This is a genomic window from Streptomyces xanthochromogenes, assembly GCF_014650455.1.
GTDB lineage: Bacteria > Actinomycetota > Actinomycetes > Streptomycetales > Streptomycetaceae > Streptomyces > Streptomyces xanthochromogenes.
This window is the reverse complement of the sequence record NZ_BMUZ01000004.1, coordinates 356,253-380,003: the sequence shown is the minus strand read 5'-3', so window position 1 is coordinate 380,003 and position 23,751 is coordinate 356,253. Positions and strand designations below refer to the sequence as shown.

General features: G+C 71.6%; 21 protein-coding genes. 17 read left to right on the top strand and 4 right to left on the bottom strand.

The features are described from left to right. Positions 1-148: 148 nt before the first annotated feature. From IE267_RS12695 to IE267_RS12630, 15 genes are all read left to right on the top strand, one after another. Positions 149-898 (top strand): SDR family oxidoreductase, encoded by a 750-nt coding sequence (locus IE267_RS12695; RefSeq protein ID WP_189763258.1) that lies wholly within the window; start codon positions 149-151, stop codon positions 896-898. 202 nt (positions 899-1,100) lie between these two features. Further along, positions 1,101-3,101, top strand: coding sequence for an AAA family ATPase (locus IE267_RS12690; RefSeq protein ID WP_229861069.1), 2,001 nt, complete (start codon positions 1,101-1,103; stop codon positions 3,099-3,101). 164 nt (positions 3,102-3,265) lie between these two features. Continuing rightward, positions 3,266-4,291 (top strand): MFS transporter, encoded by a 1,026-nt coding sequence (locus IE267_RS12685; RefSeq protein ID WP_229861067.1) that lies wholly within the window; start codon positions 3,266-3,268, stop codon positions 4,289-4,291. Further along, positions 4,288-4,758, top strand: coding sequence for an MFS transporter (locus IE267_RS39595; RefSeq protein WP_229861065.1), 471 nt, complete (start codon positions 4,288-4,290; stop codon positions 4,756-4,758). Before IE267_RS12685 ends, IE267_RS39595 begins: the two co-directional genes overlap by 4 nt. A 168-nt stretch (positions 4,759-4,926) precedes the next feature. Further along, positions 4,927-6,288, top strand: a complete 1,362-nt coding sequence (locus IE267_RS12680) for a carotenoid oxygenase family protein (protein ID WP_189763256.1) — start codon at positions 4,927-4,929, stop codon at positions 6,286-6,288. Between the two features lie 98 nt (positions 6,289-6,386). After that, entirely contained in the window at positions 6,387-7,865 is a 1,479-nt protein-coding gene (locus IE267_RS12675; protein ID WP_189763255.1) for an alpha/beta fold hydrolase, read from the top strand. A 112-nt stretch (positions 7,866-7,977) separates the two neighbouring features. Beyond that, the gene (locus tag IE267_RS12670; RefSeq protein WP_167162040.1) at positions 7,978-8,151 is read left to right on the top strand and encodes a hypothetical protein; all 174 of its coding nucleotides are present in this window, start codon (positions 7,978-7,980) and stop codon (positions 8,149-8,151) included. 265 nt (positions 8,152-8,416) lie between these two features. Beyond that, a complete protein-coding gene (locus tag IE267_RS12665; RefSeq protein WP_189763254.1) occupies positions 8,417-8,686 on the top strand; it encodes a hypothetical protein in 270 nt (89 codons plus the stop codon). A gap of 310 nt (positions 8,687-8,996) precedes the next feature. After that, positions 8,997-9,269 (top strand): hypothetical protein, encoded by a 273-nt coding sequence (locus IE267_RS12660; RefSeq protein ID WP_189763253.1) that lies wholly within the window; start codon positions 8,997-8,999, stop codon positions 9,267-9,269. Between the two features lie 177 nt (positions 9,270-9,446). After that, positions 9,447-10,340, top strand: coding sequence for an NAD(P)H-binding protein (locus tag IE267_RS12655; protein ID WP_189763252.1), 894 nt, complete (start codon positions 9,447-9,449; stop codon positions 10,338-10,340). Between the two features lie 82 nt (positions 10,341-10,422). Beyond that, positions 10,423-10,794 (top strand): darcynin family protein, encoded by a 372-nt coding sequence (locus tag IE267_RS12650; RefSeq protein ID WP_189763251.1) that lies wholly within the window; start codon positions 10,423-10,425, stop codon positions 10,792-10,794. A 107-nt stretch (positions 10,795-10,901) separates the two neighbouring features. After that, positions 10,902-11,351, top strand: a complete 450-nt coding sequence (locus tag IE267_RS12645) for a MarR family winged helix-turn-helix transcriptional regulator (protein ID WP_189763250.1) — start codon at positions 10,902-10,904, stop codon at positions 11,349-11,351. Between the two features lie 104 nt (positions 11,352-11,455). Further along, entirely contained in the window at positions 11,456-13,129 is a 1,674-nt protein-coding gene (locus tag IE267_RS12640) for an MFS transporter (protein WP_373304548.1), read from the top strand. A 96-nt stretch (positions 13,130-13,225) separates the two neighbouring features. After that, positions 13,226-13,804, top strand: coding sequence for a cysteine hydrolase family protein (locus tag IE267_RS12635; protein ID WP_189763249.1), 579 nt, complete (start codon positions 13,226-13,228; stop codon positions 13,802-13,804). A 37-nt stretch (positions 13,805-13,841) separates the two neighbouring features. Next, positions 13,842-14,318: an SRPBCC family protein gene (locus tag IE267_RS12630; RefSeq protein WP_189763248.1), complete on the top strand. Its 477-nt coding sequence runs from the start codon at positions 13,842-13,844 to the stop codon at positions 14,316-14,318. 176 nt (positions 14,319-14,494) lie between these two features. Here IE267_RS12630 and IE267_RS12625 read toward each other — a convergent pair whose 3' ends face one another. Both IE267_RS12625 and IE267_RS12620 read right to left on the bottom strand, forming a co-directional pair. Continuing rightward, the gene (locus tag IE267_RS12625; protein ID WP_167162026.1) at positions 14,495-15,010 is read right to left on the bottom strand and encodes a hypothetical protein; all 516 of its coding nucleotides are present in this window, start codon (positions 15,008-15,010) and stop codon (positions 14,495-14,497) included. A gap of 278 nt (positions 15,011-15,288) precedes the next feature. Beyond that, positions 15,289-16,368 (bottom strand): DUF5954 family protein, encoded by a 1,080-nt coding sequence (locus IE267_RS12620; protein WP_189763247.1) that lies wholly within the window; start codon positions 16,366-16,368, stop codon positions 15,289-15,291. Between the two features lie 262 nt (positions 16,369-16,630). Between IE267_RS12620 and IE267_RS12615 the strand changes: the two genes are divergently transcribed. After that, entirely contained in the window at positions 16,631-17,821 is a 1,191-nt protein-coding gene (locus IE267_RS12615) for an enoyl-[acyl-carrier-protein] reductase FabV (RefSeq protein ID WP_189763246.1), read from the top strand. Positions 17,822-17,856: 35 nt separating this feature from the next. On the opposite strand, the gene IE267_RS12610 is transcribed toward IE267_RS12615, so the two are convergent. Both IE267_RS12610 and IE267_RS12605 read right to left on the bottom strand, forming a co-directional pair. Beyond that, a complete protein-coding gene (locus IE267_RS12610; RefSeq protein ID WP_229861064.1) occupies positions 17,857-20,751 on the bottom strand; it encodes an AAA family ATPase in 2,895 nt (964 codons plus the stop codon). Positions 20,752-21,001: 250 nt separating this feature from the next. Beyond that, positions 21,002-23,170 (bottom strand): M4 family metallopeptidase, encoded by a 2,169-nt coding sequence (locus IE267_RS12605; RefSeq protein WP_189763245.1) that lies wholly within the window; start codon positions 23,168-23,170, stop codon positions 21,002-21,004. Positions 23,171-23,465: 295 nt separating this feature from the next. Here IE267_RS12605 and IE267_RS12600 point away from each other — a divergent pair, with 295 nt between their 5' ends. After that, on the top strand, positions 23,466-23,702 hold the full coding sequence (locus IE267_RS12600; RefSeq protein WP_189763244.1) for a DUF5133 domain-containing protein: 237 nt from the start codon (positions 23,466-23,468) through the stop codon (positions 23,700-23,702). Positions 23,703-23,751 lie beyond the last annotated feature (49 nt).

Sequence of the window (23,751 nt, the reverse complement as noted above, 5' to 3'; positions counted from 1 at the left end):
GGGCCGCCCCGCACCTGACGAGACTCGGCCGGACAAGCCGGTCCCGAATCCGTCTCCAGGCACCACCACGGGTTCACCGCGACGGGCGACATCCGCGACGGGGTGCTCCAGCACGAGCACCCCGCCCCGCGCCGAGAGGGAGAACCGCATGACCGAGCCCACCACCACCGAGCCCACCAAGGTCGTGGCCATCACCGGCGCCAGCAGCGGGATCGGCGAGGCGACCGCCCGGCGCCTCGCGGCCGACGGTCACCGGCTGCTCCTCGGAGCCCGCCGCACCGACCGCCTCGACGCACTGACCAGAGAGCTCAACACCGCGGGCGGTACCGCACAGTTCCAGCGGCTGGACGTCACGGACGCCGCCGATGTACGCGCCTTCGTGCATGCCGCCGAGGAACGCTTCGGCCGGCTGGACGCGTTGGTCAGCAACGCCGGAGTGATGCCGCTCTCGCCCCTGGCGGAACTCAGGACCGAGGAGTGGGACCGCATGATCGACGTGAATGTGCGCGGGGTCCTGCACGGCATCGCCGCCGCCCTGCCCGGCATGAGGGCCCGAGGCGGCGGGCACTTCGTGACCGTCGCCTCCGTCGGTGCGTACGAGGTCTCGCCCACCGCCGCCGTCTACTGCGCCACCAAGTTCGCCGTCAGGGCGATCTCCGAGGGGCTGCGCCAGGAGTCCACCGGGAACATCAGGGTCACCCTCGTCTCGCCGGGCGTGACCGAGTCCGAACTCGCCGACCACATCTCCGACCCCGCCGCCCGCGCGGCGATGAAGGCCTACCGTGCGGTGGCGCTGCCCGCCTCGGCCATCGCGGACGCCATCGCCTACGCGCTGGCCCAGCCCCCGGAGGTCGACGTCAACGAGATCGTCGTCCGCCCGGCGGCCAGCGCCCAATGACCCGCCGTCGTGGAACCTCGAACCCGAGCTGCATAGGATCGGCTCGACCTGTGGCCAGAAATGGCCGCCATTTGCTGTGACTTGGGGCATGCCGAGTCGGAGCCCCACCGTCCGTGTTCCGTACCCCCTTCGGCGCCGCGCTGCCCAAGGGGCCCCGGACCACGGGGTGTCCGGCGCCGTGCCCCGGGAGAGGGGAGGCGCCGTGGCGTCCGTAGGAGAGAGACTGAGCAGGGCGCGCGAGCGGGCCTTCATCGGCCGCGAGGAGGAACTCGCCTGCTTCGGGCGGGCGTTGACGGGAGACCCCGATGCGCCGTTCGCGTTCTATGTGTACGGGCCGGGCGGCATAGGGAAGTCGACGCTCGTACGCTGTCTGGCGGACCAGGCGCGTGCGGCTGGCCGAACGCTGCTCGAAGTGGACGGTCGCTTCGTGAGTCGGGATCCGGCCGACTTCGAGCGCGCGGCGGGTCCGCTCCTCGACGTCCCCGGCACGGTGCTGTTCGTCGACTCCTTCGAGCACTGCCAGTGGCTGGAGAGCTGGCTGTGGCACCGGTTCCTGCCCCGCGCCGCCGAGGACACCCTGGTGGTCCTCGCGGGCCGGCAGGCGCCACAGCTGCAGTGGACCGCCGACCCGGCCTGGGCCGGACTCCTGTACGTCCGTGAGATCGGTCCTTTCTCCGATGCGCAGGCCCGCAGCCTCCTGGAAGCCGCGCAGATCCGGCCCGAACTGCATGAGCGCATGCTCCACTTCGCCGGAGGCAACCCCCTGGCCCTCTCGCTCGCGGCGGCCGTGGGATCGTCGGGCGGGACCGGCGAGGAGGCCTGGGCCCCCTCCGCCGACATCCTGCGCACCTTGCTGGCCGGGCTGATCGGGGACGTTCCGACGGCGGCCCACCGGCGCGCCCTTGAGGTGGTGGCCCAGGCGCACTCCACGTCGGAGGAGCTGCTCGGCGCGATCCTGCCCGACGAGGACACCCATCTCCTCTTCGGCTGGCTGCGGGAACTGCCCTTCATGGAGGCCACTCCCCGGGGCCTGTACCCGCACGACGCCGCGCGCGAGACCCTCGCGGGCGATCTGCGCTGGCGGGCCCCCAACGCCTTCACGGACGTGCGCCGACGGCTGGCCGAGGAGTACCTGCGCATACTGCGCGAGGGGACCGAGGAACGCATCAGTGTCGTCCCCGACGAACTCTTCTACCTCTTCCGGGAGATGGGGACCCCCGCCCGGCGCGGCATCTGGACCGCGGAGGAGGAGGTGCACGAACGCCCCCTGCAACCAGGCGACATCGAGGCCGTGCTGCGCATGGCCGAAGAGACCGAGGGCCGCGCCTCCGTGGACCTGGTGCGCTACTGGCTGGAGCGCCAACCGCGGGGCTTCGGCGTCTTCCGGTCGGTGAGCACCGGCGAGACCGTCGCCTTCACGGGACGCCTCGTCCTGCCGGCGCCGCCCGACCCCGCGGACCTCGCCGCGGACCCCGTCGTCGCGGCCGCCTGGGAGTACACCGCGGCCACCGCACCCGTGCGCCCCGGCGAGCACATCGCCATGACCCGGTTCTCGATCTGTCCCGAGCGCTATCAGATGCCCTCACGCGTCATCGACCTGAGCAACTCCCGTGCCCAGGGAGAGGCCGCGCGCGCCCGCGGCCGGGCCCACGGCTTCGTCGTCTACCAGGACGCCGACGCCTGGTCGGACCGCCTCAAGGGCATCATGCACGACACCGGGGCACGGCCCCGGGTCGGCGGCCACACGTACGGGCTCTTCTGCAACGACTGGCGGCAGGTGTCGGTCGAGGCCTGGATGCGGCACCTGATCACCTCGACCAAGGTGCCCGGCCCGTCCGGGCCCTCGGGCTTCTCGCGCGCCTCGTTCGACCAGGCCGTACGGGAAGCCCTGCCCCACTGGCGCGACACCGGGGCCTTCGCCGCCTGCGCTCTGCTGCGCACCCGCATCGCCGCGGACTTCGCCGAGCCCGTCGAGGAGTTGCGCACGCTGTTGTGCGCCGCCGTCGACGAGCTCGCACGTGACCCCCGCGGAGTGCGCGCCCGCGACGCACTGACCGCGGGCTACTTCTCCGGTGCGCCCACCCAGGAGGCCGCCGCCCGCCGCCTGGGTCTCCCGTACGGCACCTACCGCCGCCACTTGCGCCAGGGCCTGGACCTGCTCTGCGCAGATCTGTGGGAGCGGGAGTTGCAGAGGCCGCACTGACAACGGTCAAGGCACACACGTGAGTTGACGCTCCATGCGCAAGTCGCCCGATGTGTGTGCTTGGCCGTCCGGAACGCCGCGTGGACAGGAGCGGACAGGAGTGGACAGTCCCCGCGCCCGTCCGGCCTGGAAAGTGGACAGCGCCCGGCACGAAGGTGTGCGTCATGAAGGAAGCACGCACACAGACGGAGCGGAGAGTGCCCCGGGCCCCCCGGCCCGGAGCAGCGCTCGCGGCACTGGCCGCCGCGCAGTTCACCGTCATGCTCGCCACCTCGGTCGTGAACGTGGCGCTGCCGGAGATCCGCGCCGGGGTGGGCCTTTCGGACACCGGGACCACCTGGGTGGTCAACGCCTACGGCCTGGCGTTCGGGGCACTGCTCCTGGCCGGCGGGCGGGCGGCCGACCTCCTCGGCCGCCGCCCGGTCCTCGTCGCCGGGCTCGGCCTGTTCGTGGCGGGCTCGGTGGCGGCGGGCCTCGCCACCGGCCCGGCCCTGCTCATCGCCGCCCGCGCCACCCAGGGGCTCGCCGCCGCGGCCGTCGCACCGGCCGCGCTCGCCCTGGCGATGTCCCAGTACCCGTCACATGCCGGGCGGGGCAAGGCACTTGGGGTGTGGGGCGCGGTGTCCGGGGCCGGGGGAGCGGGCGGTGTCCTGCTGGGCGGCCTGCTCACGCAGGCCGGAGGCTGGCCGTGGATCTTCCACTCGGTGGCGCTCGGGGCGATCTTCGTCCTGGTCGCCGTGCTGACCCTGGTGCCCGACGCGGCCCGGCCGGAGCCCGGGCGGTTCGACCTGCTGGGAACCGTCACGGTCACTCTCGCCCTGACCTGCCTGGTCTGGGGCCTGACCGGCGCACGCGGTACCGGCTGGGCCGATACGCGAATCCTCGGCGCTCTCGGTGCCGCCGCCCTGTTGCTGATGGCCTTCGCCGTCATCGAACACCGGCGGCCGTACGCGCTGATCCCGCCGGGGCTGCTGGCGACCGGCCGGGTGGCCGCGGGCAACCTGCTGATGGCGCTCCTCGGTTCCGTGTGGATCGCACTGTTCTTCTTCCTGCCGCTGTATCAGCAACAGGCCCTCGGATCGGGCCCGTTGGCCACTGGCCTTGGCCAACTCCCGCTCGCCTGCGCCAGTATGCTCGGCGCCGCACTCGCCCCGGCATCTCCCGGCGTCTCGGTGTCCCCGCGACCGTGACCGGGGCCCTGCTCACGGAAGCCGCCGGGCTGCTGTGGCTGGGCAGGATCAGCGCCCACGGAAGCTACGCCGCCGACCTCCTAGGCCCGAGCCTCCTGGTCGGCCTGGGGCTCAGCGTCGCCTTCGTCCAGCTCACCGCGCTGGCCGTGGACGGCGTGCCGCAGCGGGACGCGGGCTTGGCCGGCGGCCTGGTCAACACCACCCGCCAGGTCGGCGGCGCGATCGGGCTCGCCGCCCTGGCGACCCTGGCCGGGTCGGTCACTGCGCACGCGCACCAGCCTGCCCCGGAGGCGCTCACCTCCGGGTACCGCACGGCCTTCCTCGTCTCGGCCGCGGTGCTGGTCGCCACCGCACTCCTCGCACTGCTCCTCACTCGCCGAACCCGGCCCGCGCCGCGGCCGGTCGAAGCCCCGGGACCGGCCGAGCCGTGGCAGGACCGGGCGACCGACGGGTCGTCCGTCGTCTGACGAACCGTTCGGCCCGCGAAGCCCAAACCACCGAGCACACCGCACGACACACCCCTCACACGTCGACCTTCCCGACACGGCCTCCCGCGACGCACGACGTCCTTCCTCGGCGCGACGTCCCACGACGCGAACCGCACCGACCACACCACCTCACGCAAAGGACCTGACATGACCAGCAAGCCCTACCTGACCGGCCACTACACCCCCGTCGCCGACGAGATCACCGCCACCGGTCTCACCGTCGAGGGCACCCTGCCACCCGAGCTGACCGGCCGGCTGCTGCGGAACGGCCACAACCCCAAGCCCGGCGTCACCCCGACCCACTGGTTCAAGGGCAGCGGCATGGTGCACGGCATCCGGCTGCGCGAAGGCCGCGCCGAGTGGTACCGCAACCGCTGGGTGCACACCCCAGCCCTCGAAGGTGCCCCGTACATGACCGACCGGGGCCCCGACCTGGCCGCGAGCACGGCCGGCACCCATGTCATCGAGCACGGCGGACGGTTGCTGGCGCTGTGCGAGGCCAACCTCCCCTTCGAACTCACCCCGGACCTCGGCACCGTCGGCGCCCACGACTTCGACGGCAAGCTGCGCGGTGCGATGACCGCGCACCCCAAGGAGGATTCGCTGTCCGGTGAGCTCCACTTCTTCGGCTCCTCGCCGTTCCCGCCGTATCTCATGTACTACGTCGCCGATGCCAAGGGCGCGATCGTGCACAGCGGCGAGGTGCCCGGAGCCACCGCCTCGCTCAAGCACGACTTCGCCCTCACCCGTCGCCACGTCGTCTTCATCGAGGGCAACGTCACCTTCGACCCGGCGGAGCACTCCGGCATCCCGTACTCCTGGAGCGACCGCCAGCCCGCCCGCATCGGTGTCCTGCCGCGCGGCACCGACGGGGCCCGGCACGTGCGCTGGTTCACCATCGAGCCGGGCAACATGCTGCACGTCTCCAACGCGTACGAGGACGGCCAGGGCCGCATCGTCCTGGAGGGCCCCACCGTGGACCGCGCGGGGTTCGAGCTCTCCTGGAACTGGTGGGTCGGCGCGCCGGGACGCGGCAGTGAGCCCAACGCCCGTTCCTACACCCGCCGTTGGGTGATCGACCTCGTGGACGCAAGCGTCGACGAGCAGATCATCGACGACCTCGCGGTGGAGTTCCCGACGCTGAACGAGGACTACCTCGGCGCCGAGAACCGCTACCAGTACGCCATCTCCTTCCCCGACGAGAAGGGGTTCGGCGGATACGGGATCGTCAAGTACGACCGCACCACGGGCGCCCGCCGCATCCATCAGGTCGGCGACGCGCGGCTGCCCGGCGAGGCCGTCTTCGTCCCCGCCGCCGGAGGCACCGGCGAGGACGAGGGCTATCTCCTGACGGTCGTCTCCGACCTGAAGCAGGACGCCTCGCAGCTCCTCGTCCTCGACGCCTCGGGCCTCGAACGGATCGCCACCGTCCATCTGCCCCGGCGGGTGCCCGCCGGAATCCACGGGTCCTGGATCCCCGACAGTGCCTTGGACGCCACGCAGTTCTGATTATTCGTCACATAGCCACTCCATAAGCGCAGTTGGAAGCCCCGAACCACGCCTCGTGCCCTCGCACCGGCCGAGGCGGCCGATCAAGGAACGTCGACATGACAAGAAACCACAAGTACGCCGGCCTCGTCGCCGCCTGTCTCGCCACCTTCGTGGCCGCCCTCGCCGTACCGGCGATCGCACAGAACCAGGACGACGGTCGCACGGTCACCACCCACGGCATCGACTGGCACGCCTGCGCCGACGCGGACTTCAAGGGCATGCAGTGCGGATCCATCGAGGTCCCGGTGGACTGGTCCCACCCGGGCGCGGGCAGTCTCGACCTGAACATGGTCCGGCGCCCCGCCGACGATCAGGCACACCGCCAGGGCACCGTGCTGCTCAACGACGGCGCGGGAGGCTCCTCGATCGAGCAGCTCCGTCTGGCGATGCACATCAAGATGCCGCAGTTCGCCGGTGACATGACCCAGAAGTTCGACCTCCTCGCGGTGGATCCGCGCGGGGTCGGACACAGCACTCCGGTCGTGTGCGGCGAGCCGGCCAAGCCCGCCGGGGTCACCCATTTCCCCCGGGACCGGGCCGCCTACGACGCGCTCGCCGCCCACAACCGGGCCTTCGCCGAGGACTGCGTCCGTCGCAACGGAGCCCTTGTCGGTCACCTCGATCTCACCAGCACCGCACGGGACTTCGAGGCGGTGCGCAAGGGGCTCGGGGACCAGCGGCTCAACTGGTACGGCATCCACTACAGCACGCTGCTCGGACGCACCTACGCCCAGCTCTACCCGGGCCGTCTGCGCACCATGGTGCTCGACACCGCCCTGGACGACACGGGCTCGCCCCTCACCCGGGTCAGGCAGGAGGCGGCCGCCGCCGAGACGGCGTTCAACCGTTTCGCCGCATGGTGCGCCACGTCGAAGGACTGCGCCCTGCACGGCCAGGACGTCGGGGCGGCGTACGACGCGCTCGTCGCCGGGGCGGACCGCGACCCGGTCCCGACCAAAAGCGTGGGCCATCGGCCGCTGACGGGTGAGGACATCCGCGAGGCCACCCAGGACTTCCTCACCCTCACCCTCCACCGGCCGGAGCTGGCACAGGCCATCGCCGAGGCACGGGCCGGCGACGCGACCGGCTTCCTCCACGACCCGGACGACACGCTCGACCCGGTCCAGGTGCAGGTGCCGGCCTGCCTGGACAACCCCCGCCCGATCCACACGCCTGCACAACTCGCCCAACTTCAGAAGGAGTTGGCAGCCGTGTCCCCGCACCTCGGTGGCGCCGTACGCTCCTACAAGGCCATCGTCGGATGCCTGGGCTGGCCTCTCCCGGCCGAGCCCGTCGAGGCCGGGCCCACGATCAAAGACACTCCGGGCGCGCTGGTCCTCCAGTCCACGCGGCAGGCACTGGCCCCGTTCGCGGCGGGCGCGGCGATGGCCGCCCAGCTGCCCGGCAGCGTCGTGCTCGCCCATGAGGGCGACGACTACAGCATGTTCCTGTCCTCGCGGTGCGTCCGGGACGCCACCAACCGCTACCTGACGACCCGGGCGCTGCCCGCCGTCGGCACCGTCTGCTCGGACTGACTCCGGCGCGGCCCCGCCCCGCTCCAAGGACCTCAAGTTCCTTGGAGCGGGGCGGGGTTCTGGCTGGTGAGGCGGGGTACCCGGCGGGCACCAACCGGATAGGGGAGATGCCATGCTGGCCATAGGTGCGGCGGTTCTGTTCGTGATCGCGTTTCTGATCAACGCGGCGGACATATCGACCAACCACGTGTTCACATCCACCAACGTCATGCTGATCGGCCTGGCCCTGCTGGCCCTGCACGTGGCGGGCATCGGCAGCGGGTGGGCGGGGAGCCGCCGACGCTGAACGACGCCGGCGGGGGCGCGGCGCTGACGCTCGTACGGGTCGCGCCGCCGCCGCCCTGGAGTCGCTCCGGAATTGGACAGGGCGTCGAAGTAAACGTGAAAGAGTGAGTCGCTTTTCCGGAGGGCGCGGGGGCGCGCATGGTTTAACTCGCAACTGCTTAATGCTCCCGCGCGCCCGAGTGAGACATGTATTCCGTCCGGGCGTCGGTGATAAAACTGTCGTTGTCCAGCTCGACGGACGGTGTACAAAACAGAAAGGCGGCGTCATGATTCAAGGCGTCAAGCGTGTGATCGCGCTCGGGGCGGCCACTGCCGCGCTCACCGCGGGGGTGGCTTTCTCCTCGGTCGGGGCAGTGGAGGCGGCCCCGCAGCACACGGTCGCGGCAGCGGCCCACGGTGGCAAGCAGAAGTGCCACGTGGTCAAGGGCTACTGGACGAAGACGTGGCACAAGCCCACGCGCGACCGGCACGGCAAGGTCCACCCGGGGTACTGGACCAAGACCTGGCACAAGGCCCACAAGGTCTGTCACCGTTAATGCCGGCGGGCTCGCGCAAAAGTTTCCCGAGCCGCCACTGAAGAAGTCGTAAAAAACGGCGCGGCGCCCTCTGCCGGAATTCCGGCAGAGGGCGCCGCGTCATTTGTCTCCAGCGCCTTCTGTGAATTCCCTGTGGAAGAGGGGCGCAGGCGCCCGACGCGAGGCATTTGAATAGCCGTGCGCTTGGGGCGGGCGCCGCGGCGCGGGCCCGAGCCGTCCTCGACCGAGGGGCGACCGCGTTGTCAGTGGCTCCGTCTAGCGTCGGATGCCTGGGACCGGAACGGCCGGGGCCACGGGCGAGGGAGTGGGCATGGGCAACATCAGCATCGACACGAAGGCGCTGCCGCGGCTCCTCACGGACGGTTCGGCCGCCCACGGGTCGTCCCGCCACGGGGCCTCGTACCAGCAGGCCTTCGCCGACCTGGCCGCCACCCATCTCGGTGAGCCGCCCAGGCGGATCGTGCCGCTCCTGCGCACCGCCGCCGACCGGGCGCTGCTCGGGTTCACCCCGGCGGATCTGTACGAGCAGGCGGAGGCGATCAGCACCGGACGTCGGTACGAGCTGAGGATCACCCTCACCTAGGGCTCCCGGTGGCCCGTCGAAGGCGCCCGAGCCCCACCCGGGCTGCGGCGTGTTCGGGCTGTTCACCTGCATAATTCCATTCCAGGCAATGATTCAATGCCGAAGTTCCCATTGTGGCAACACCGCTGACCTCCGCAGGATGAGGACGTACCGAACGGCACGACCTACGAGGTTTTCATGATCGTCATTACCGCTCCCACCGGGAACATCGGCCGCCACCTGCTCACTCGACTCCTGGAGTCCGCACCCGCGTCCGGCGAGGAGCTGCGCGTGATCGTGCGCGATCCCGCCCGGCTGTCGGACGAGGTGCGCGGACGCGTCGAGGTGGTCCCCGGCTCGCACGGCGACGCCGACGTCGTCGACCGTGCCTTCGAGGGTGCGGACGCCGTCTTCTGGCTGGTCCCGCCGGACTCCTCGCTCTCGCCGAGCGACGGCTACAGCGGGTTCACCCTCCCCGCCGCGAAGGCGCTCGCCACCCACCGCGTCGGCCACGTCGTCGGCGTCTCCGCGCTCGGCCGTGGCACCCCGCTCGCCGACCGGGCGGGCCTGGTCACCGCCTCCCTGGCCATGGACGACCTCATCGCCGACAGCGGGGTCGCCTACCGGGCCCTGGCCAACCCGTCCTTCTTCGAGAACCTCCTGGAGGAGGCGGAGTCGATCCGCGACAAGGGGGTCTTCACCGACAACGTCGACGCCGACCGCAGGGCCCCGCTCGTGGCCGTGGCCGACATCGCGGCGGCCGCCGCGAAGCTGCTCCTCGACCGTTCGTGGCGCGGCGTCGACAGTGTCCCGGTCCTAGGGCCGCAGGACCTGTCCCCCAACGACCTGGCCCGCATCATGACCGAGCAGCTCGGCCGCCCGGTCCGCTACGAGCGCCAGCCGCTCGACGAGCTGTACACCACCCTCATCGGATACGGCCTCAACGACGCTTTCGTCCAGGGCATCGCCGACATGAAGCGGGCCAAGGACGAGGGCCTCGACGCAGGCGTGGCCCGCACCCCGGCCACCGCGTCGCCCACCACCTTCGAGCAGTGGTGCGCCGAGACCCTCAAGCCCGCCGTCCTCGCCTGAGGGCCGCAGGCCGTCCCCGGGCGCGGGCCGCCAGGCACTCCGCCCAACCATCCATCCAGCACGGCCCTTTGGAGGCACCCCGATGCCCGCTGAGGAATCCGGAACCACGCCGCCGGTCACGGCGTTCATGCTCGTCAAGACCACGCCCGAGTGGCTCGCCCTGACCGTCGAGGAGCGCGTGGCGGCCTTCACCACCCAGGTCCTGCCCGTCATCAAGGCCAAGACCACCGGCGTCCGATCGCGCTTCTACGACACGGAGTTCTACTCGGCACGCGTCACGGACGTCTGGGTGTGGGAAGCGGAGGACCACCACGCCTATCAGCTCCTGGTCGACGCCCTGCGTGAAACCCCGTTCTGGGACCGCTACTTCGAGGTCGTCGACCTCCTCGTCGGCACCGAGAACGGTTACGCCCGCACCTATGGTGTGGAGGCGGTCACCACGATCGCCACCTGATCCCGCGAGGTCGGCCGACGGTACCGGGCCAGGTCGGCCGGTACCGGGCCGGGCCCTCGGGCACCCCCTGTTGTTACGACGGGTTGATAAGCCTATTGTAACTATTCATGGAAGACGTCATACCTCCCGCGGAAGACGCCGCTGAGCTCGCGGCGACGCTCAAGCTGGCCGTCGGCCGGATCGCCCGGAAGCTCCGCCAGGCGCATGCCGTGGGCGACACGACACTCTCCGAGGTGTCCGTGCTGGCCCGGCTGGAACGGGACGGGCCGGATTCGCCGGGAGCGCTCGCGGAACTGGAGCGCGTCCGGCCGCAGGCCATGGCCACCACCCTGGCCGCCCTGGAGCAGCGCGGTCTGGTCAGCCGGCAGCCGGACCCCGCGGACCGGCGCCGGGTGGTGATGACGGTGACCGATGCGGGGCGCACGGTGATCCGGGACCGGCGGTCGGAATCCGTACAGGGTCTAGCCAACGCGATCGAAGCGGAGTTCACGCCCGCCGAGCGCCATGAACTCGTCACGGCGCTGTCGCTGATCGAACGACTCGCGGAGCGGCTGTGACCGTCAACGACCCCCGGTCCGGCAAGACCGCTTCCGGCAAGACCGCTTCCGGTGCGACCGCTTCCGGCAAGGGCGCTTCCGGCGAAGGCGGCGGCACCCCTCATCTGGAGCGGGAGGACCGCCACCAGGACGACCGTTACAAGTGGATCGCCCTCTCCAACACCACCCTCGGCGTGCTGATCGCCACGATCGACGGATCGATCGTGATCATCTCCCTGCCCGCCATCTTCCGCGGCATCGGGCTCGATCCGCTGGCGCCGGGCAACATCGGCTATCTGCTGTGGATGATCCTCGGCTATCTGCTGGTGTCCGCCGTACTCGTCGTCTCGCTCGGGCGCCTCGGTGACATGTTCGGCCGGGTCCGCATGTACAACATGGGCTTCGCCGTGTTCGCCTGCGCCTCGCTCGCGCTGTCCCTCGATCCGTTCAAGGGCGGCAGCGGAGCGCTGTGGCTGATCGGCTTCCGGGTCGTGCAGGCGGTCGGCGGCTCGATGCTGACGGCGAACTCGGCGGCCATCCTCACCGATGCCTTCCCGACGAGACAGCGGGGCATGGCACTCGGCGTCAACCAGATCACCGCCCTGGCAGGCCAGTTCCTCGGCCTGATCGTCGGCGGCCTGCTCGCCACGGTGGACTGGCGGGCGGTGTTCTGGGTCAGCGTGCCGATCGGCATCGTCGGCACCATCTGGTCGTACCGCAGCCTGCGCGAGACCGGCAGCCGCCGGCCGGGACGGATCGACTGGGCCGGGAACCTGACGTTCACGGCGGGCGCCGGCGCGCTCCTCGCGTCGATCACCTACGGTATCCAGCCGTACGGAGGCCACTCGACGGGCTGGACCAACCCCCTCGTCCTCGGCGGACTCAGTACGGGCGTGCTGCTTCTGGTGATCTTCTGCGTGGTCGAGACGCGCACACCCGAGCCGATGTTCCGCCTGAGCCTGTTCCGCAACCGGGCCTTCGCGGCGGGGAACCTGGCGGCGCTGCTCACCTCGATCGCCCGGGGTGGCCTCCAGTTCATGCTGATCATCTGGCTCCAGGGCATCTGGCTGCCCCTGCACGGCTACGACTTCGAGCGCACCCCACTGTGGGCGGGCATCTTCATGTTGCCGCTGACGCTGGGATTCCTGATAGCCGGGCCGGTCTCGGGCTATCTCTCGGACCGGTTCGGGGCCCGCCTCTTCTCGACCAGCGGCCTTGTGCTGGTCGCCCTCTCCTTCCTCGGTCTGCTGGCCCTGCCGGTCGACTTCTCGTATCCGACGTTCGCGGCGCTCCTGCTGCTCAGCGGGGTGGGTCAGGGAATGTTCTCGGCACCCAACACCTCCGCGATCATGGGCAGTGTCGCGCCGGAACAGCGAGGCGTGGCGTCGGGGATGCGTTCGACGTTCCAGAACTCGGGCACCGCCCTGTCGATGGGGCTCTCCTTCTCCCTGATGATCGTCGGTCTCGCCGGTTCGCTGCCGCACGCGCTGAGCAGCGGCCTCCAGGCACAGGGCGTCCCCGCGGGCACGGCCGCGCAGGTGGCGGGGCTGCCGCCGGTCAGTACGCTGTTCGCCACGTTCCTCGGCAACAACCCGATCAGTCATCTGCTCGCCCCCAGCGGGGTGTTGGACACCCTGCCCGCGCACAACGTCGCGGTCCTCACCGGGCACAGCTTCTTCCCCCAACTGGTCTCGGGCCCCTTCCACGACGGACTCGTCACCGTGTTCGGCGTGGCCACCGTCATGTCCCTGGTCGCCGCGCTCGCTTCCCTTCTGCGCGGCCGACGCCCCTCGTCGTAACGGCTCCGCCGCCGACATCCCTCGTAATAACGGCTCCGCCGCCGAGTCGCCCACACCGGCAGACATTCACCGCACCAAACGCAAAGGACCGTACGCATGACGAACAGCGCCCTCCTCGTGATGGACATCCAACGGGGCATCGTGGACCGCTTCCCCGAGAACGTCACCGCCGACTACCTGACCCGCATCGGTACGGCGATCGACGCCGCCCGCGCGACCGGGACGCCGGTGGTCCACGTCGTGATCGGCTTCCGGGCCGGGCACCCCGAAGTCAGCACCCGCAACAAGGCGTTCGGCGCGGTCGCCGGTTCGGCGGCATTCGTCGATGGCGACGCCAGTGCCGACATCCACCCCGCTCTCACGCCGCAGCCCGGCGACGTGGTCGTCACCAAGAAGCGGGTCAGCGCCTTCGCGGGCAGCGACCTCGACATGGTCCTGCGCGGTGCCGGTGCCACCCACCTCGTGCTGGCGGGCATCGCCACCAGCTGTGTGGTCCTTTCCACCCTGCGCCAGGCCGCCGACCTGGACTTCGGCCTGACCGTTCTCTCGGACGGCTGCCTGGACGGCGACGCGGAGGTGCACCGTGTGCTCACGGAGAAGGTCTTCCCCCGGCAGGCCGATGTCGTCACCGTCGACGAGTGGGTCAAGGCCGGGGCCGAGCGGCAGGCCGGCTGAGCCGCGCGGCGGTGGCCCCGCGTCTAGACTCGGGGCCATGAGCCGGAAAGACCGCGCCGGCCGGACGATCGCGGCTACCGCGAGCTCGGTCTACGGCGCCCTCCTGAACCGCGAAGCCCTGGAGGCGTGGCTGCCGCCGGACGGCATGCGGGGGCGGATCGAGCGCTGGGAGCCGCACAGCGGCGGCGGGTTCCGGATGGTGCTCACCTATCTCGATCCCGCGGAAAGCCCCGGCAAGACGTCGGACGCGACGGATGTCGTCGACGTCGAGTTCGCCGAGCTCGTGCCCGGAGCACGGGTGGTGCAGCGCGCCGTGTTCGAGGCGGACGACCCCGCGTACGCGGGCACGATGACGCTGACCTGGGACCTCGTCGACGGTGGCGAAGGCACCGACGTGATGGTGACCGCCACCGATGTCCCGCCCGGCATCGACCGGGCCGCCCACGAAGCGGGCATCGCCTCCTCGCTGGCCCACCTCGCCGCGTACCTGGAAGCCGGCCCGAGCCTCCGCTGAGGCGTCGCTGTCCCTCCGCCGGCCTCGCGCACAGCGCATGTCCCGGTCCGGCCGCGGACCGCCCTCCGGATCGTTGGCCGGCGCCCGCCGCATTTTGCAGCCGCTGTCACCGGCCGGACCCACGGGGGCCGTGCCCGCCGCCGGGAGCCGTCGGCCCCGAAACCCGCGGGCTCACCTCATCGGTCCCGGATTCCGAGGTCCGCCCGCATCAGCGTCCGCATGGTCACGAGCCGGGGCTCGGCCTGCCTGACCGTGACGATCAGCTCCTCGGCACTCTCCCCCTCGCGCGCGAGCCCGCGGTCTATGCGCTTGGCCGCGGCGTCGACGCCCGCGAGAACTCTGTTGAGTTCGCGCGAAGCCTCCAGGATGCGCAGCGGGACGATCATCTGCGCCGAGGCATAGCGGTCGCGGTAATCCCGGCGGGACTCCTCCAGGCGCGTGCGGTCCTCGTCGGTGTAGACGCCGTCGCGCATGCGGTGCAGGGCATCCTTGAGCAGGGTGTGGAACTGCTCCGAAGCGCGGTTCATCGCCGTGTACGCCTCGCGGCGCTCTTCGAACGACCTTCTGCGGTCGGCGAGTTCGGCTTCCGCGGCGCGCTCGCGCACGTTGAACCGCTGGGGGAGGACCGCACCGAGGAGTGCCCCGCCGAGGCCCGCCGCCGCGGTGATGGCGGTGGCCAACGCGTCTGACATGCGCGGACCATATCGCGGTCCGGCGTTCCGTGGCTTGAACGCGTTCGAAGAAGGGGGGAGTGTGCGCTGCCCGGCACGATCGCGGCCCCACAACAGCGTTGATGCGAGGGGAATTTGGGCGCGAGACGCTGTCCGCGCACGAGCGCCGACTCGACCGCACCTGTACCGGAGTGCGGCCGCGCCGGAGTGCGGCCGGGCGCCCGCGCCGGAATGCGGCCGTTGACCCGTGGACTCGCACCGGAACGCGGCCGTACCTCTCTGCCGCCGTGCCGCCGTGCTCAATCGTCGGAGACGACGCGTCCGTCCTCGTCGAGCGACGGGTGGAGGCGTGTGGGCTCCTGCGTGTTGACGTCGGACGGGCGCGGGCCCTCGGGCCCGTCGCCGCCCCACCGCAGCAGCCGACGGGTGCGGGCGATCTGGTAGACGGTGCCCTGGAACTCCAACCGGTTGACGCGACCGGCCCGCAGCGCGGCCGCGGCCCGCGCGTAGGCGGCGAGAGGCCCGGCGGTCCCGGCGCCCGAGGACTCGGTCTCGGTACGGGCGTCCGCGTCCATGGGGCCGTCGACCGGGATGAGGCCGTTCATGCGCGGCCATGCCCAGGTCAGCGAGAAGTCGAGGGACCGGCGTGCCGCGTGGGCGGTCGCGTGCGGACCGTTGACCGGTGCCCAGGCGTTCGCCGTCTGCTCCACGACCGTGAACGTCGGGGGCAGCAGCAGGATGTCCGGGTGCGTGGTGACGGCCCGGCGCGAATCGGCCAGCACGTCCCGGGGGAACCGGTCCCCTGAGTAGCACAGGTCCCGCAGCGCGAGCCGTTCCGCGATCTGCGTGGGGGTGACCGGAGCCGACGGGTCCAGCATCAGACCCTCGTCGACGGCCGGCCCCCTGGCTCCGCGGGACCAGTCCGGAACCAGGGGCTCGGCATCGGTGGGGCGCGGACCCTCCATCTCGCCCAGGGCCCCCACGGCGGCGTATTCCTCGGCACGCACGATCCGGTACCGCGTCCCGGCCGCGGAGAGTTCATCGACGTGCTCGGTCTCCAGCTTCGCGACCGCGGCCAGCAGGGCGCGCCGCTCGACCTTGTCCGCGGCGCCGTCCTTGGCGCGGAACCACAGCAGTGAGTTCAAGCTGTCGCGCGCCTGTTGCGGGCAGCCGAGCGTCACGGCGACGATCACCCGCCACACGTGCTCGTCGCCTTCCTCCTGCGCCGCCACCCCGAACAGCGGGCCCCGCACGACCAGATTCCCCGTGCGGGCCACGGCGTCGAGGGCGTCCGCCTCGACCGCGGCCTCCACCGGCTCCACCGGAACCCGCACCACCATCGGCCGTGCGCCGCCCCGTCCTGCGTCCCCATGCTCCATGCGGCCATCCTGCCGACCGCGTCGCACGACCGTCCCTGGATCAGCGGATCGGCCACCTCGTCCGCGCGCGGGGATTACGCTGCGCCCCTCGCCGCTCCGAGGCCGCCCAGGACGTCCGTCAAGGCCGGACACGACAACTGCCCGGCGGATTCTCCGTACCCCGTCCGTGCGATCGGCGGCGACGGGCGTGCTTACGATCTTCGATGGCGAGGCCACGGCCGACGTTCGCCGTCACCCCACCTCCTACCGGAACGGACCCGACGTGAGCCTGCGGCACATAGACCCGAAGCAGCGCGGCTTCCTGATCGTCAACTCGCATCCGGCGGGCGCCGCCGAGACGGTCGGCCGGACGTGGGACCGCATCCCGCCGCGTGCCGACGGCAGCGCTCCCGTCGTGCTGCTCCTCGGCCACAGCGCGGGCTACGGACTCGCGACCCTGCTCACCGGTCTGCGGCAGCACGGCATCCGAGGCGTCGGGGTCGCGTACGAGGCTGCCGAGACCGAGCGGCGTACCGCCTCCGCGGGCTGGTACCGCACCGCGCAGGCGGCCCGGCTGGCGACCGAGGCCGGATGCGACTTCGTCTTCGTCAACACCGACGCGTTCTCCGACAAGGGCAAGGACGAGGCCCTCGACCTGGTGGAGCGGCGGTTCGGGAAGGTCGACCACCTCATCTACAGCCTCGCCGCGCCACGGCGTACCGACCCGGAGACCGGCACCGTCCACCACTCGGTGATCAAGCCGCTCGGCGCGCCCTACGAGTCGCCCGCCCTGGACTTCTCCGACGGCACTCCGAAGGCGACGAGCGTCCGGCTGGAGGCGGCGACGACGCAGGAGAAGCACGCCACCGAGCAGGTGATGGGCGGCGCGGACTGGCAGCTGTGGGTGCGGCACCTCGCCGAACGCGCTTTGCTCGCCGACGACTTCACCACCGTCGCGCTCACCTACATCGGCTCCGAACTGACCGCCCCCGTCTACCGGCAGGGCACCATCGGCGCCGCCAAGGAGCATCTGGAGCGCACCGCGGGGCAGTTGAACGCGGGCGTCCTCGCCGGGCGTGGCCGGGCGATGACCGTCGTCGCCGGGGCGGCGGTCACCCAGGCCTCCAGCGCGATCCCCTCCATCGCCCTGTACACCACGTTCCTGCGCACGGTCCTCGGCGACGGCTTCCGGACCACCGACCAGCAGGCCGTGGACCTGTGGGACCAACTGCTCGGCAACAAGCCCCTCGTGACGGACGAGGCGGGCCGCGTCCGGCTCGACGGCTGGGAACTCGACCCGCGGGTCCAGGACCGGGTCCGTGAGCTGTGGGCCGACCCGCAGGCAGGGCTCGACCGGTCGGCGGCCGGGGCCGACTGGTTCATCGGGCAGATCCGCGAGCTGTACGGCTGGGGCCTCGACGGCGTCGACTACGACGAGGCCGTCGAGACCTCGGTCGCCTGGCCTGCGCCGTAACCGCTGGGGCGCAGGGCCCCTCGACGGAACGCCGCCTACGCCGTGCGATGCGTCATCACCATGCGTGCGACCTCCACCCGCGACTTGGCACCCAGTTTGCGATAGGCGCGGGTGAGGGCCGCTTCCACCGTCTTGACACTGACCACGAGACCCGCCGCGATCTCGCGGTTGGTGGCGCCCTGGGCCGCTCGGGCGACGACGCTGCGTTCGGTCGAGGTGAGGTGGTCCGACCAGGCGCCGGCTTCGGCCGGCGGGGCGGGGGCATCCTGGGCGCGGTCGCGTTCGGTGCGGGTCAGTGCGATCCAGGGGCGGGCGTCGGCCTTGCTGAAGATGCGCAGGGCGCTCGCGAAGGAGGTGCGGGCACCGGTCTCGTCCTGAAGCAGCCGCCGGACCCGGCCCAGGGCCGCCCGGGTGCGGGCCTCCTCCAGCGGATAGCCGGTGGCCCGCAAACGCGTGGCGGCGCTCTCCAACGTCCTTGAGGCGACGCTCAGTTCGCCCCTGCTCGCATCGATCGCCGCCTTCGACCGGTCCAGCGTGGCGAGGACGCCGGGGCGGCCGAGGCGCTCGGCCTGGCGCCGGGCCACGGCGATGACCGCTGCCGCCTCGTCCGGCGCGCCGGTTGCGGCCAGGGCTTCCGCGAGATCGGCGTGCCACCGTCGGGTCGCCGGATCGCGCTGGCCCTGCGCCGTCTCCAACTCGCCTGCCCTGCGCAGGAGTTCCACGGCCCTGGCGCTCTGGCCGACGAACAGTCTGATCCTTCCCTCGGCATGCAGGGCCCGCGGCAGGAAGAGCCGGTCGTCGTCGTCCTCGCTGTGCCGCCTCGCCGTCTCGGCCGCGGTGAGCGCCCGGCGCAGGCTGCCCCCTGCCGTCTCGGCGAGCGAGAGCGCGTACCAGGCGGGACCCTGGCTCAGCCCCGCCTCCTCCACGATGCGCAGGCTCTGGCGGGCGATGGTCAGGGCCGGCCGGCACCGTCCGCGCTGGATCTCCACCTGGGCGAGGCCGATGAGGCACTGGCTCAGGCTGTCGGCCGAACCCCGCTGCCGCAGTCGGTAGACGAGGGTGCGCAACTCGGCTCGCGCCTCGTCCAGTTCGTCGCGCACCAGGTGGAACCGGTACTTGAGGTAGACGGGCCCGTTGTGATGGGTCATCGCGTGTACGTCGTGGGGCGCGGCGAGAGCGGCGGTCAGTGTCGTCTCGGCCTCCGGCAGGCCCAGGAAGAGCTCCAGGGCCGCCTGTTGGGTCAGTGCCATCAGCTCGGTCCTGCGGTCGCCGGTGCGCGCCGCGAGTCCGGCCGCGCGGACCGCGTGGCCGTGGGCGCGCGCCGCTGAACCGCCCACCATCCAGGCGCGCCAGCTCATCCGGTAGTGCAGCTGGGCCAGCAGCTCGGGGTCGCCCGCGGCGTCGCGTACCGCCTCCGGGAAGACGTCCGCTATCTCGGCCATCGCCTGACCGCAGGAGTCGATGACCACGTTCCAGGCGCGCACCCGGTCGGCCGGCCGCTCGGCGTCGCCGAGCACCTCGTGCGCGAGCCGTCGCGCGAAGTCCAGGTCTCCGGCCTCGATGCCGTCCTCGGCCGCGGTGAGCCTGCGGTCGATGTCGATGTACGCCTGCCCGGCGGGTGTGTACTCGGCGGCCAGACGTCCGAGCCTGGCCGCCGTCCCCGGGGCGCCTCTGCGGCGGGCCGCCGAGGCCGCGGCGGCGAGCCGGGTCGCCACGGCGGGATCGGGGCCCGCCGTCAACCGGGCCATGTGGTGGGCGCGTTCGACCGTGTCGTCGCAGGCGTCGGCCAACGCCCGGTGCGCCTCCACGAGGTGCTCGTACGGGGTCTCGGCCCGCAGCACCATCGGGGTGAGCGGGTCGAGGAACCTGACGGCTCCGTTGTCCGACTCCGTCAGGGCGCGGATCAGACCGTGCCGTACGCAGAGGTCCAGATCGGCGGCGGCGTTCGGCCGGCCCGCGCGCCGCAGCAGCTCCACGGTGGGCCGTCCGGACGCACCCGCCATCACCAAGGTGTCCCGGGCGCTCGCGGTCACCGCGCCGAGTCGGTCCAGGACGGGGCGGCTCAGGGAGTCCGGGACGGGGAGCGGGTCGTCGGGTCCGGGCAACTCGGCACCCTTGAGGCGGACGTGTTCGTCGAGGGCCGCGCTCAGTTCGAGGGCCGTGGCGGGCGTGCCGCCGCTCGTCTGGTGCAGGCGTGTGATCAGCGGGCGCGGCCAGCCGGGGTGATCGTGCCGTTCAAGCAGCTCGGCGAGCTCGTGCGCGGTCATGGGCGGGACCGCGATCCTGCGGACCGGAGGCGGGCAAAGACCGAGTGCGCTGTCGCAGCCGTCCGAACGGTGTGCAAGGGGTGCGGGGATGAGCCCTGTACGCAGGGCGGCCAGTACCGACACACCTGGATCGGCCCGCCGGGCAAGATAGTTGAGCACCTCGGCGGTCGGCCGGTCCAGCCACTGCGCGTCGTCGATGACCAACAGGAGGGGTCCCGCGTCGGCGAGCAGCGCGAGCACCTTGCGGACGGCGATCCGCAGGACGAGTGCCTCTCGCTCGGTGGCCGGACCGGCGCCGTCGCCGGGTCCGGTGGCCGGCGGTGGGCCGAAGCGTCGCAGCAGGGTTCGTTCGAGTACCGCCCTTTCGTGGGCGGCAAGCCTGGTCAGGGTGTCGTCGGCCACGCCCGTCAGCAGGTCGATGAGGCCGAGGAAAGGGCTGTCGCGTTCGGCGTACGACGGTGCGCAGCGCAGTACCCGGTGGCCGTATTCGCCTGCTTCGGCGACGAGTTGGGACACGACGGTGGTCCTGCCGATGCCCGCGGGGCCGGTGAGGAGGACGCCGCCGCCGTGGGAGAGATGGGCCCGCACGGTGTCGCGGAGGGCGCCGCGCTCGACGGCGATCGGTCCGGTTCCCGTCGCCAGGGTGGTCGGCTCGATCGTCACAAGCCCCTCCGGACACAGCCTCGTTCACGCCTCGGGCGTCGATCATGAACTTGCCATTCGTGGTGCCGCGCCGAATGTAGGACCGGCCTCGGCGAAAGGTCAAGACCAAAGGTCAAGACCAATCGTGGATCGGCCGTCGGCCCGCCGCAGGCCGGTCGGCCCTACGCGGGCATGCCGACCGGGCCGCCGGTCCAGGAGACCAACGGCCCGTTCGGGCGGGGGAGTTGAGGCTAGGAGGCAGCCGGGTGGATCAGCAGGCGCCACCGTCCTTCCAGACCGCCCAGGAGCCGGGCGCCCCCGGCTCGGCGCCGGTCGAGTACCACTGCGAGGACCACTTGTGCCCGTTGTACGCCACCTGGTCGCCCGGCACGTAGCTGGTGGACGCGTTCCAGGCGGGGATGCTGCCGCAGCCCTGCGGAGGGTTGCCGCCGCCGCTGATGGTCCAGGTGAAGGAGGCTGTACCGGTGGCGTTGTCGGTGTTCTTCGCCGTGACCGTCACGCTGTAGGTCCCGGCCGTGGTCGGCGTACCGGAGACGAGACCGGTCGAGGAGTTGATCGACAGGCCCGCAGGCAGGCCGGTCGCGCTGTAGGTGAGCGTCTCGCCACCCGGGTCGCTCGCCTGGATCTGGACGGACGCGGCGGTTCCGACGGTGCCGGTCTGGTTGCCCGGGTTCGTCACCGAGGGCGCGCCCGGCTGGCTGTTGCAGCTGCCGGGTACCGGGTCGGTCCCGGTGACGCTGACCGCCGCCCAGGCGGCGTCGATGGTGTTGTACTCGGTGCAGTGCGCGCCGTACAGATCGGCGGCGGCCTTCAGCGAGTCGGTGCGGGCCTGGTGGTAGTTCTCACTGCTGTTGGCGTAGGAGGCCAGCGCCTTGTACCAGATCTTGGCGGCCTTGTCGTTGCCGAGGCCGGTGACCGTGGAGTTGTTGCAGGTGGGGCTGTTGCCGTAGCCGTGGTCACCGCTGCCGACGGCCGCGAGGAAGAACCAGTGGTTCAGCGGGCCCATCGAGTAGTGCGGGTCCAGGCCGCCGTTGCTGCTGTTCCAGCAGTTCGGGGACTGGCCGTCGAGGGACGGGTTGTACATGTAGCGCAGCGGCTTGTTGTCGCCGTTGATGTTGATGAGCTCGCCCATGGTGTAGTCGGGCTTGTCGACGGGGTTGTTGGCGTAGAACTCCACCATCGTGCCGAAGATGTCGCTGGTGCCCTCGTTCATGCCGCCGGTCTCACCGGTCTCGTCCCAGCCGGTGAGCGCCCCGCTCACACCGTGGCTCATCTCGTGCCCGGCGACGTCGAGTTCGACCAGCGGGCGCGCGTTGGACTGGCCGTCGCCGTAGGTCATCTGCGTGCCGTCCCAGAACGCGTTCACATACGCGTTGCCGTAGTGCGTCCGCGACGGCACGCCCCGGCCGTCGCCGAAGATGCCGTTGCGGCCCTGGACGTTCTTGTAGTAGTCGAACGTCTCCGCCGCGCCGTAGTGGGCGTCCGCGCCGGCGGAGGCGGGGTCGCTGGTGGAGCCGTTACCGAAGGTGCCGGTCGAGCTGGTGAAGACCGAACCGGTGCCGCTCGTCGCGTGGTTGAGGTTCGTGGTGTAGCCGTTGCCGTGCGAGGGGTCCGTCATCGAGTACCCGCTGCCGCTCTGGGTGACGTCGAGGGAGACCCTGCCGCTGTAGATCGACTGCCCCGTCCCGGCGACCGTCGGTGCGGCGGCCTGCGCCACCGCACCGACCTTCGAGGCGCCTGCGTTCGCGGCCCCCTCGGCCGCGAACGTGCTCACCTCGTCATTGGTCCGCACGACCTTGCCGGTACGGGCGTCCACCAGGACGTGCAGACGGCTGGGGGTCCCGTCGGGGCGGGTGCCGACGACGACGGTCTCCCAGACCAGGGTGGCGCCGGTGCCCGCCATCTGCACCGCGAGGTGCGAGGCGGAGACCGAGCCGATGTGCCCCTTGAAGGCGCCCTTCGACGCCTTCACGGCGTCGGCGGCGGCCAGTTGGGGCTCGGTGGAGACCGCCCCCGAGGTCGCCGAACCGGTGGCGAGCGACTGGTAGGTGCCGTCGTTCTTCAGGTGCACGACGACGTCGCCGCCGTACGTGGGAAGGCCCTTGTACGTGCGGTCGAAGCGGACGGCGGCGGAGCCGTCCCGGTCGACCACCAGGTTGCGGACCGAGAAGGCGTCACCGTCGGCCTTGTGGGCGGCGCCGGCGTGGGAGGCCAGCGCCTTCTGGGCGGCGTCCACGACACGGCCGCGCACGGCGGGCGTCGGATCGGCGGTGTACGGGGCCGCCGAGAAGGCGCCGGGACCGGCGGTCGGCGACGGGTTCGGCGTGGGCGCGGCCGTGGCGGCGGGCAGGGCGATGGCGGAGGCGGACACACAGGCCAACGCGACCGTCAGGAGTCTCGCGGCTCTTGGTATCTCCATAGGAGTGGGGGTTCCTTTCGCTTCGGGCAGGGGGTGTTGTCCGCCGTGGTCGCGCAAGGCGATGGGGGAAGCAGCGGACAGGTACGGGGGTGCTGTCGACGCCGCTCGTGGCAGGAACCGCGCCGACGCACGAGTGTCCGGGGCGGCGGAGCCGGCGGCCAGGCACTGCGGCGGGGGAGAGGGGTTTCCCTATGGGAGCGCACGGGCCCGCGCGCCACCGGCCAGGAGTGTAGGAATCGTGACCGGGGGCAGCAGAAAACGTGTCCGGACCGCGCCGACCGAAGGGTCCCTCCCGATGCTGATGGCCCACCCCGCAGTGCTCCGAGCGCTCCTCGACGAATACACCGCGCTCAGCTCCCCGCACGCGAGCGAGGCACGAGCTGCGAACCGTCGGCGCCTGGACGACGTGGCGTACACCCTGTGTGTGTCCACGGGCACCCGTGACATCGACTCCGCCGTGACCGCCGCCCGGCACCGGCTGTCCGGCGCGCGCGCCTTCGACGATTCCGTGACGGGCGCCGTCAGCGTCTGAGAGCCGTGCTTTCCCGCCGGAGGGACACGTGCGGTGTGCAGGACGCGGG

Bases quoted from the DNA above. Each gene is read 5' to 3' on its own strand.
- IE267_RS12695 (WP_189763258.1), top strand. From the start codon at position 149: ATGACCGAGCCCACCACCACCGAGCCCACCAAGGTCGTGGCCATCACC.
- IE267_RS12685 (WP_229861067.1), top strand. From the start codon at position 3,266: ATGAAGGAAGCACGCACACAGACGGAGCGGAGAGTGCCCCGGGCCCCC.
- IE267_RS12680 (WP_189763256.1), top strand. From the start codon at position 4,927: ATGACCAGCAAGCCCTACCTGACCGGCCACTACACCCCCGTCGCCGAC.
- IE267_RS12675 (WP_189763255.1), top strand. From the start codon at position 6,387: ATGACAAGAAACCACAAGTACGCCGGCCTCGTCGCCGCCTGTCTCGCC.
- IE267_RS12670 (WP_167162040.1), top strand. From the start codon at position 7,978: ATGCTGGCCATAGGTGCGGCGGTTCTGTTCGTGATCGCGTTTCTGATC.
- IE267_RS12665 (WP_189763254.1), top strand. From the start codon at position 8,417: ATGATTCAAGGCGTCAAGCGTGTGATCGCGCTCGGGGCGGCCACTGCC.
- IE267_RS12660 (WP_189763253.1), top strand. From the start codon at position 8,997: ATGGGCAACATCAGCATCGACACGAAGGCGCTGCCGCGGCTCCTCACG.
- IE267_RS12655 (WP_189763252.1), top strand. From the start codon at position 9,447: ATGATCGTCATTACCGCTCCCACCGGGAACATCGGCCGCCACCTGCTC.
- IE267_RS12650 (WP_189763251.1), top strand. From the start codon at position 10,423: ATGCCCGCTGAGGAATCCGGAACCACGCCGCCGGTCACGGCGTTCATG.
- IE267_RS12645 (WP_189763250.1), top strand. From the start codon at position 10,902: ATGGAAGACGTCATACCTCCCGCGGAAGACGCCGCTGAGCTCGCGGCG.
- IE267_RS12635 (WP_189763249.1), top strand. From the start codon at position 13,226: ATGACGAACAGCGCCCTCCTCGTGATGGACATCCAACGGGGCATCGTG.
- IE267_RS12630 (WP_189763248.1), top strand. From the start codon at position 13,842: ATGAGCCGGAAAGACCGCGCCGGCCGGACGATCGCGGCTACCGCGAGC.
- IE267_RS12625 (WP_167162026.1), bottom strand. From the start codon at position 15,010: ATGTCAGACGCGTTGGCCACCGCCATCACCGCGGCGGCGGGCCTCGGC.
- IE267_RS12620 (WP_189763247.1), bottom strand. From the start codon at position 16,368: ATGGAGCATGGGGACGCAGGACGGGGCGGCGCACGGCCGATGGTGGTG.
- IE267_RS12605 (WP_189763245.1), bottom strand. From the start codon at position 23,170: ATGGAGATACCAAGAGCCGCGAGACTCCTGACGGTCGCGTTGGCCTGT.
- IE267_RS12600 (WP_189763244.1), top strand. From the start codon at position 23,466: ATGCTGATGGCCCACCCCGCAGTGCTCCGAGCGCTCCTCGACGAATAC.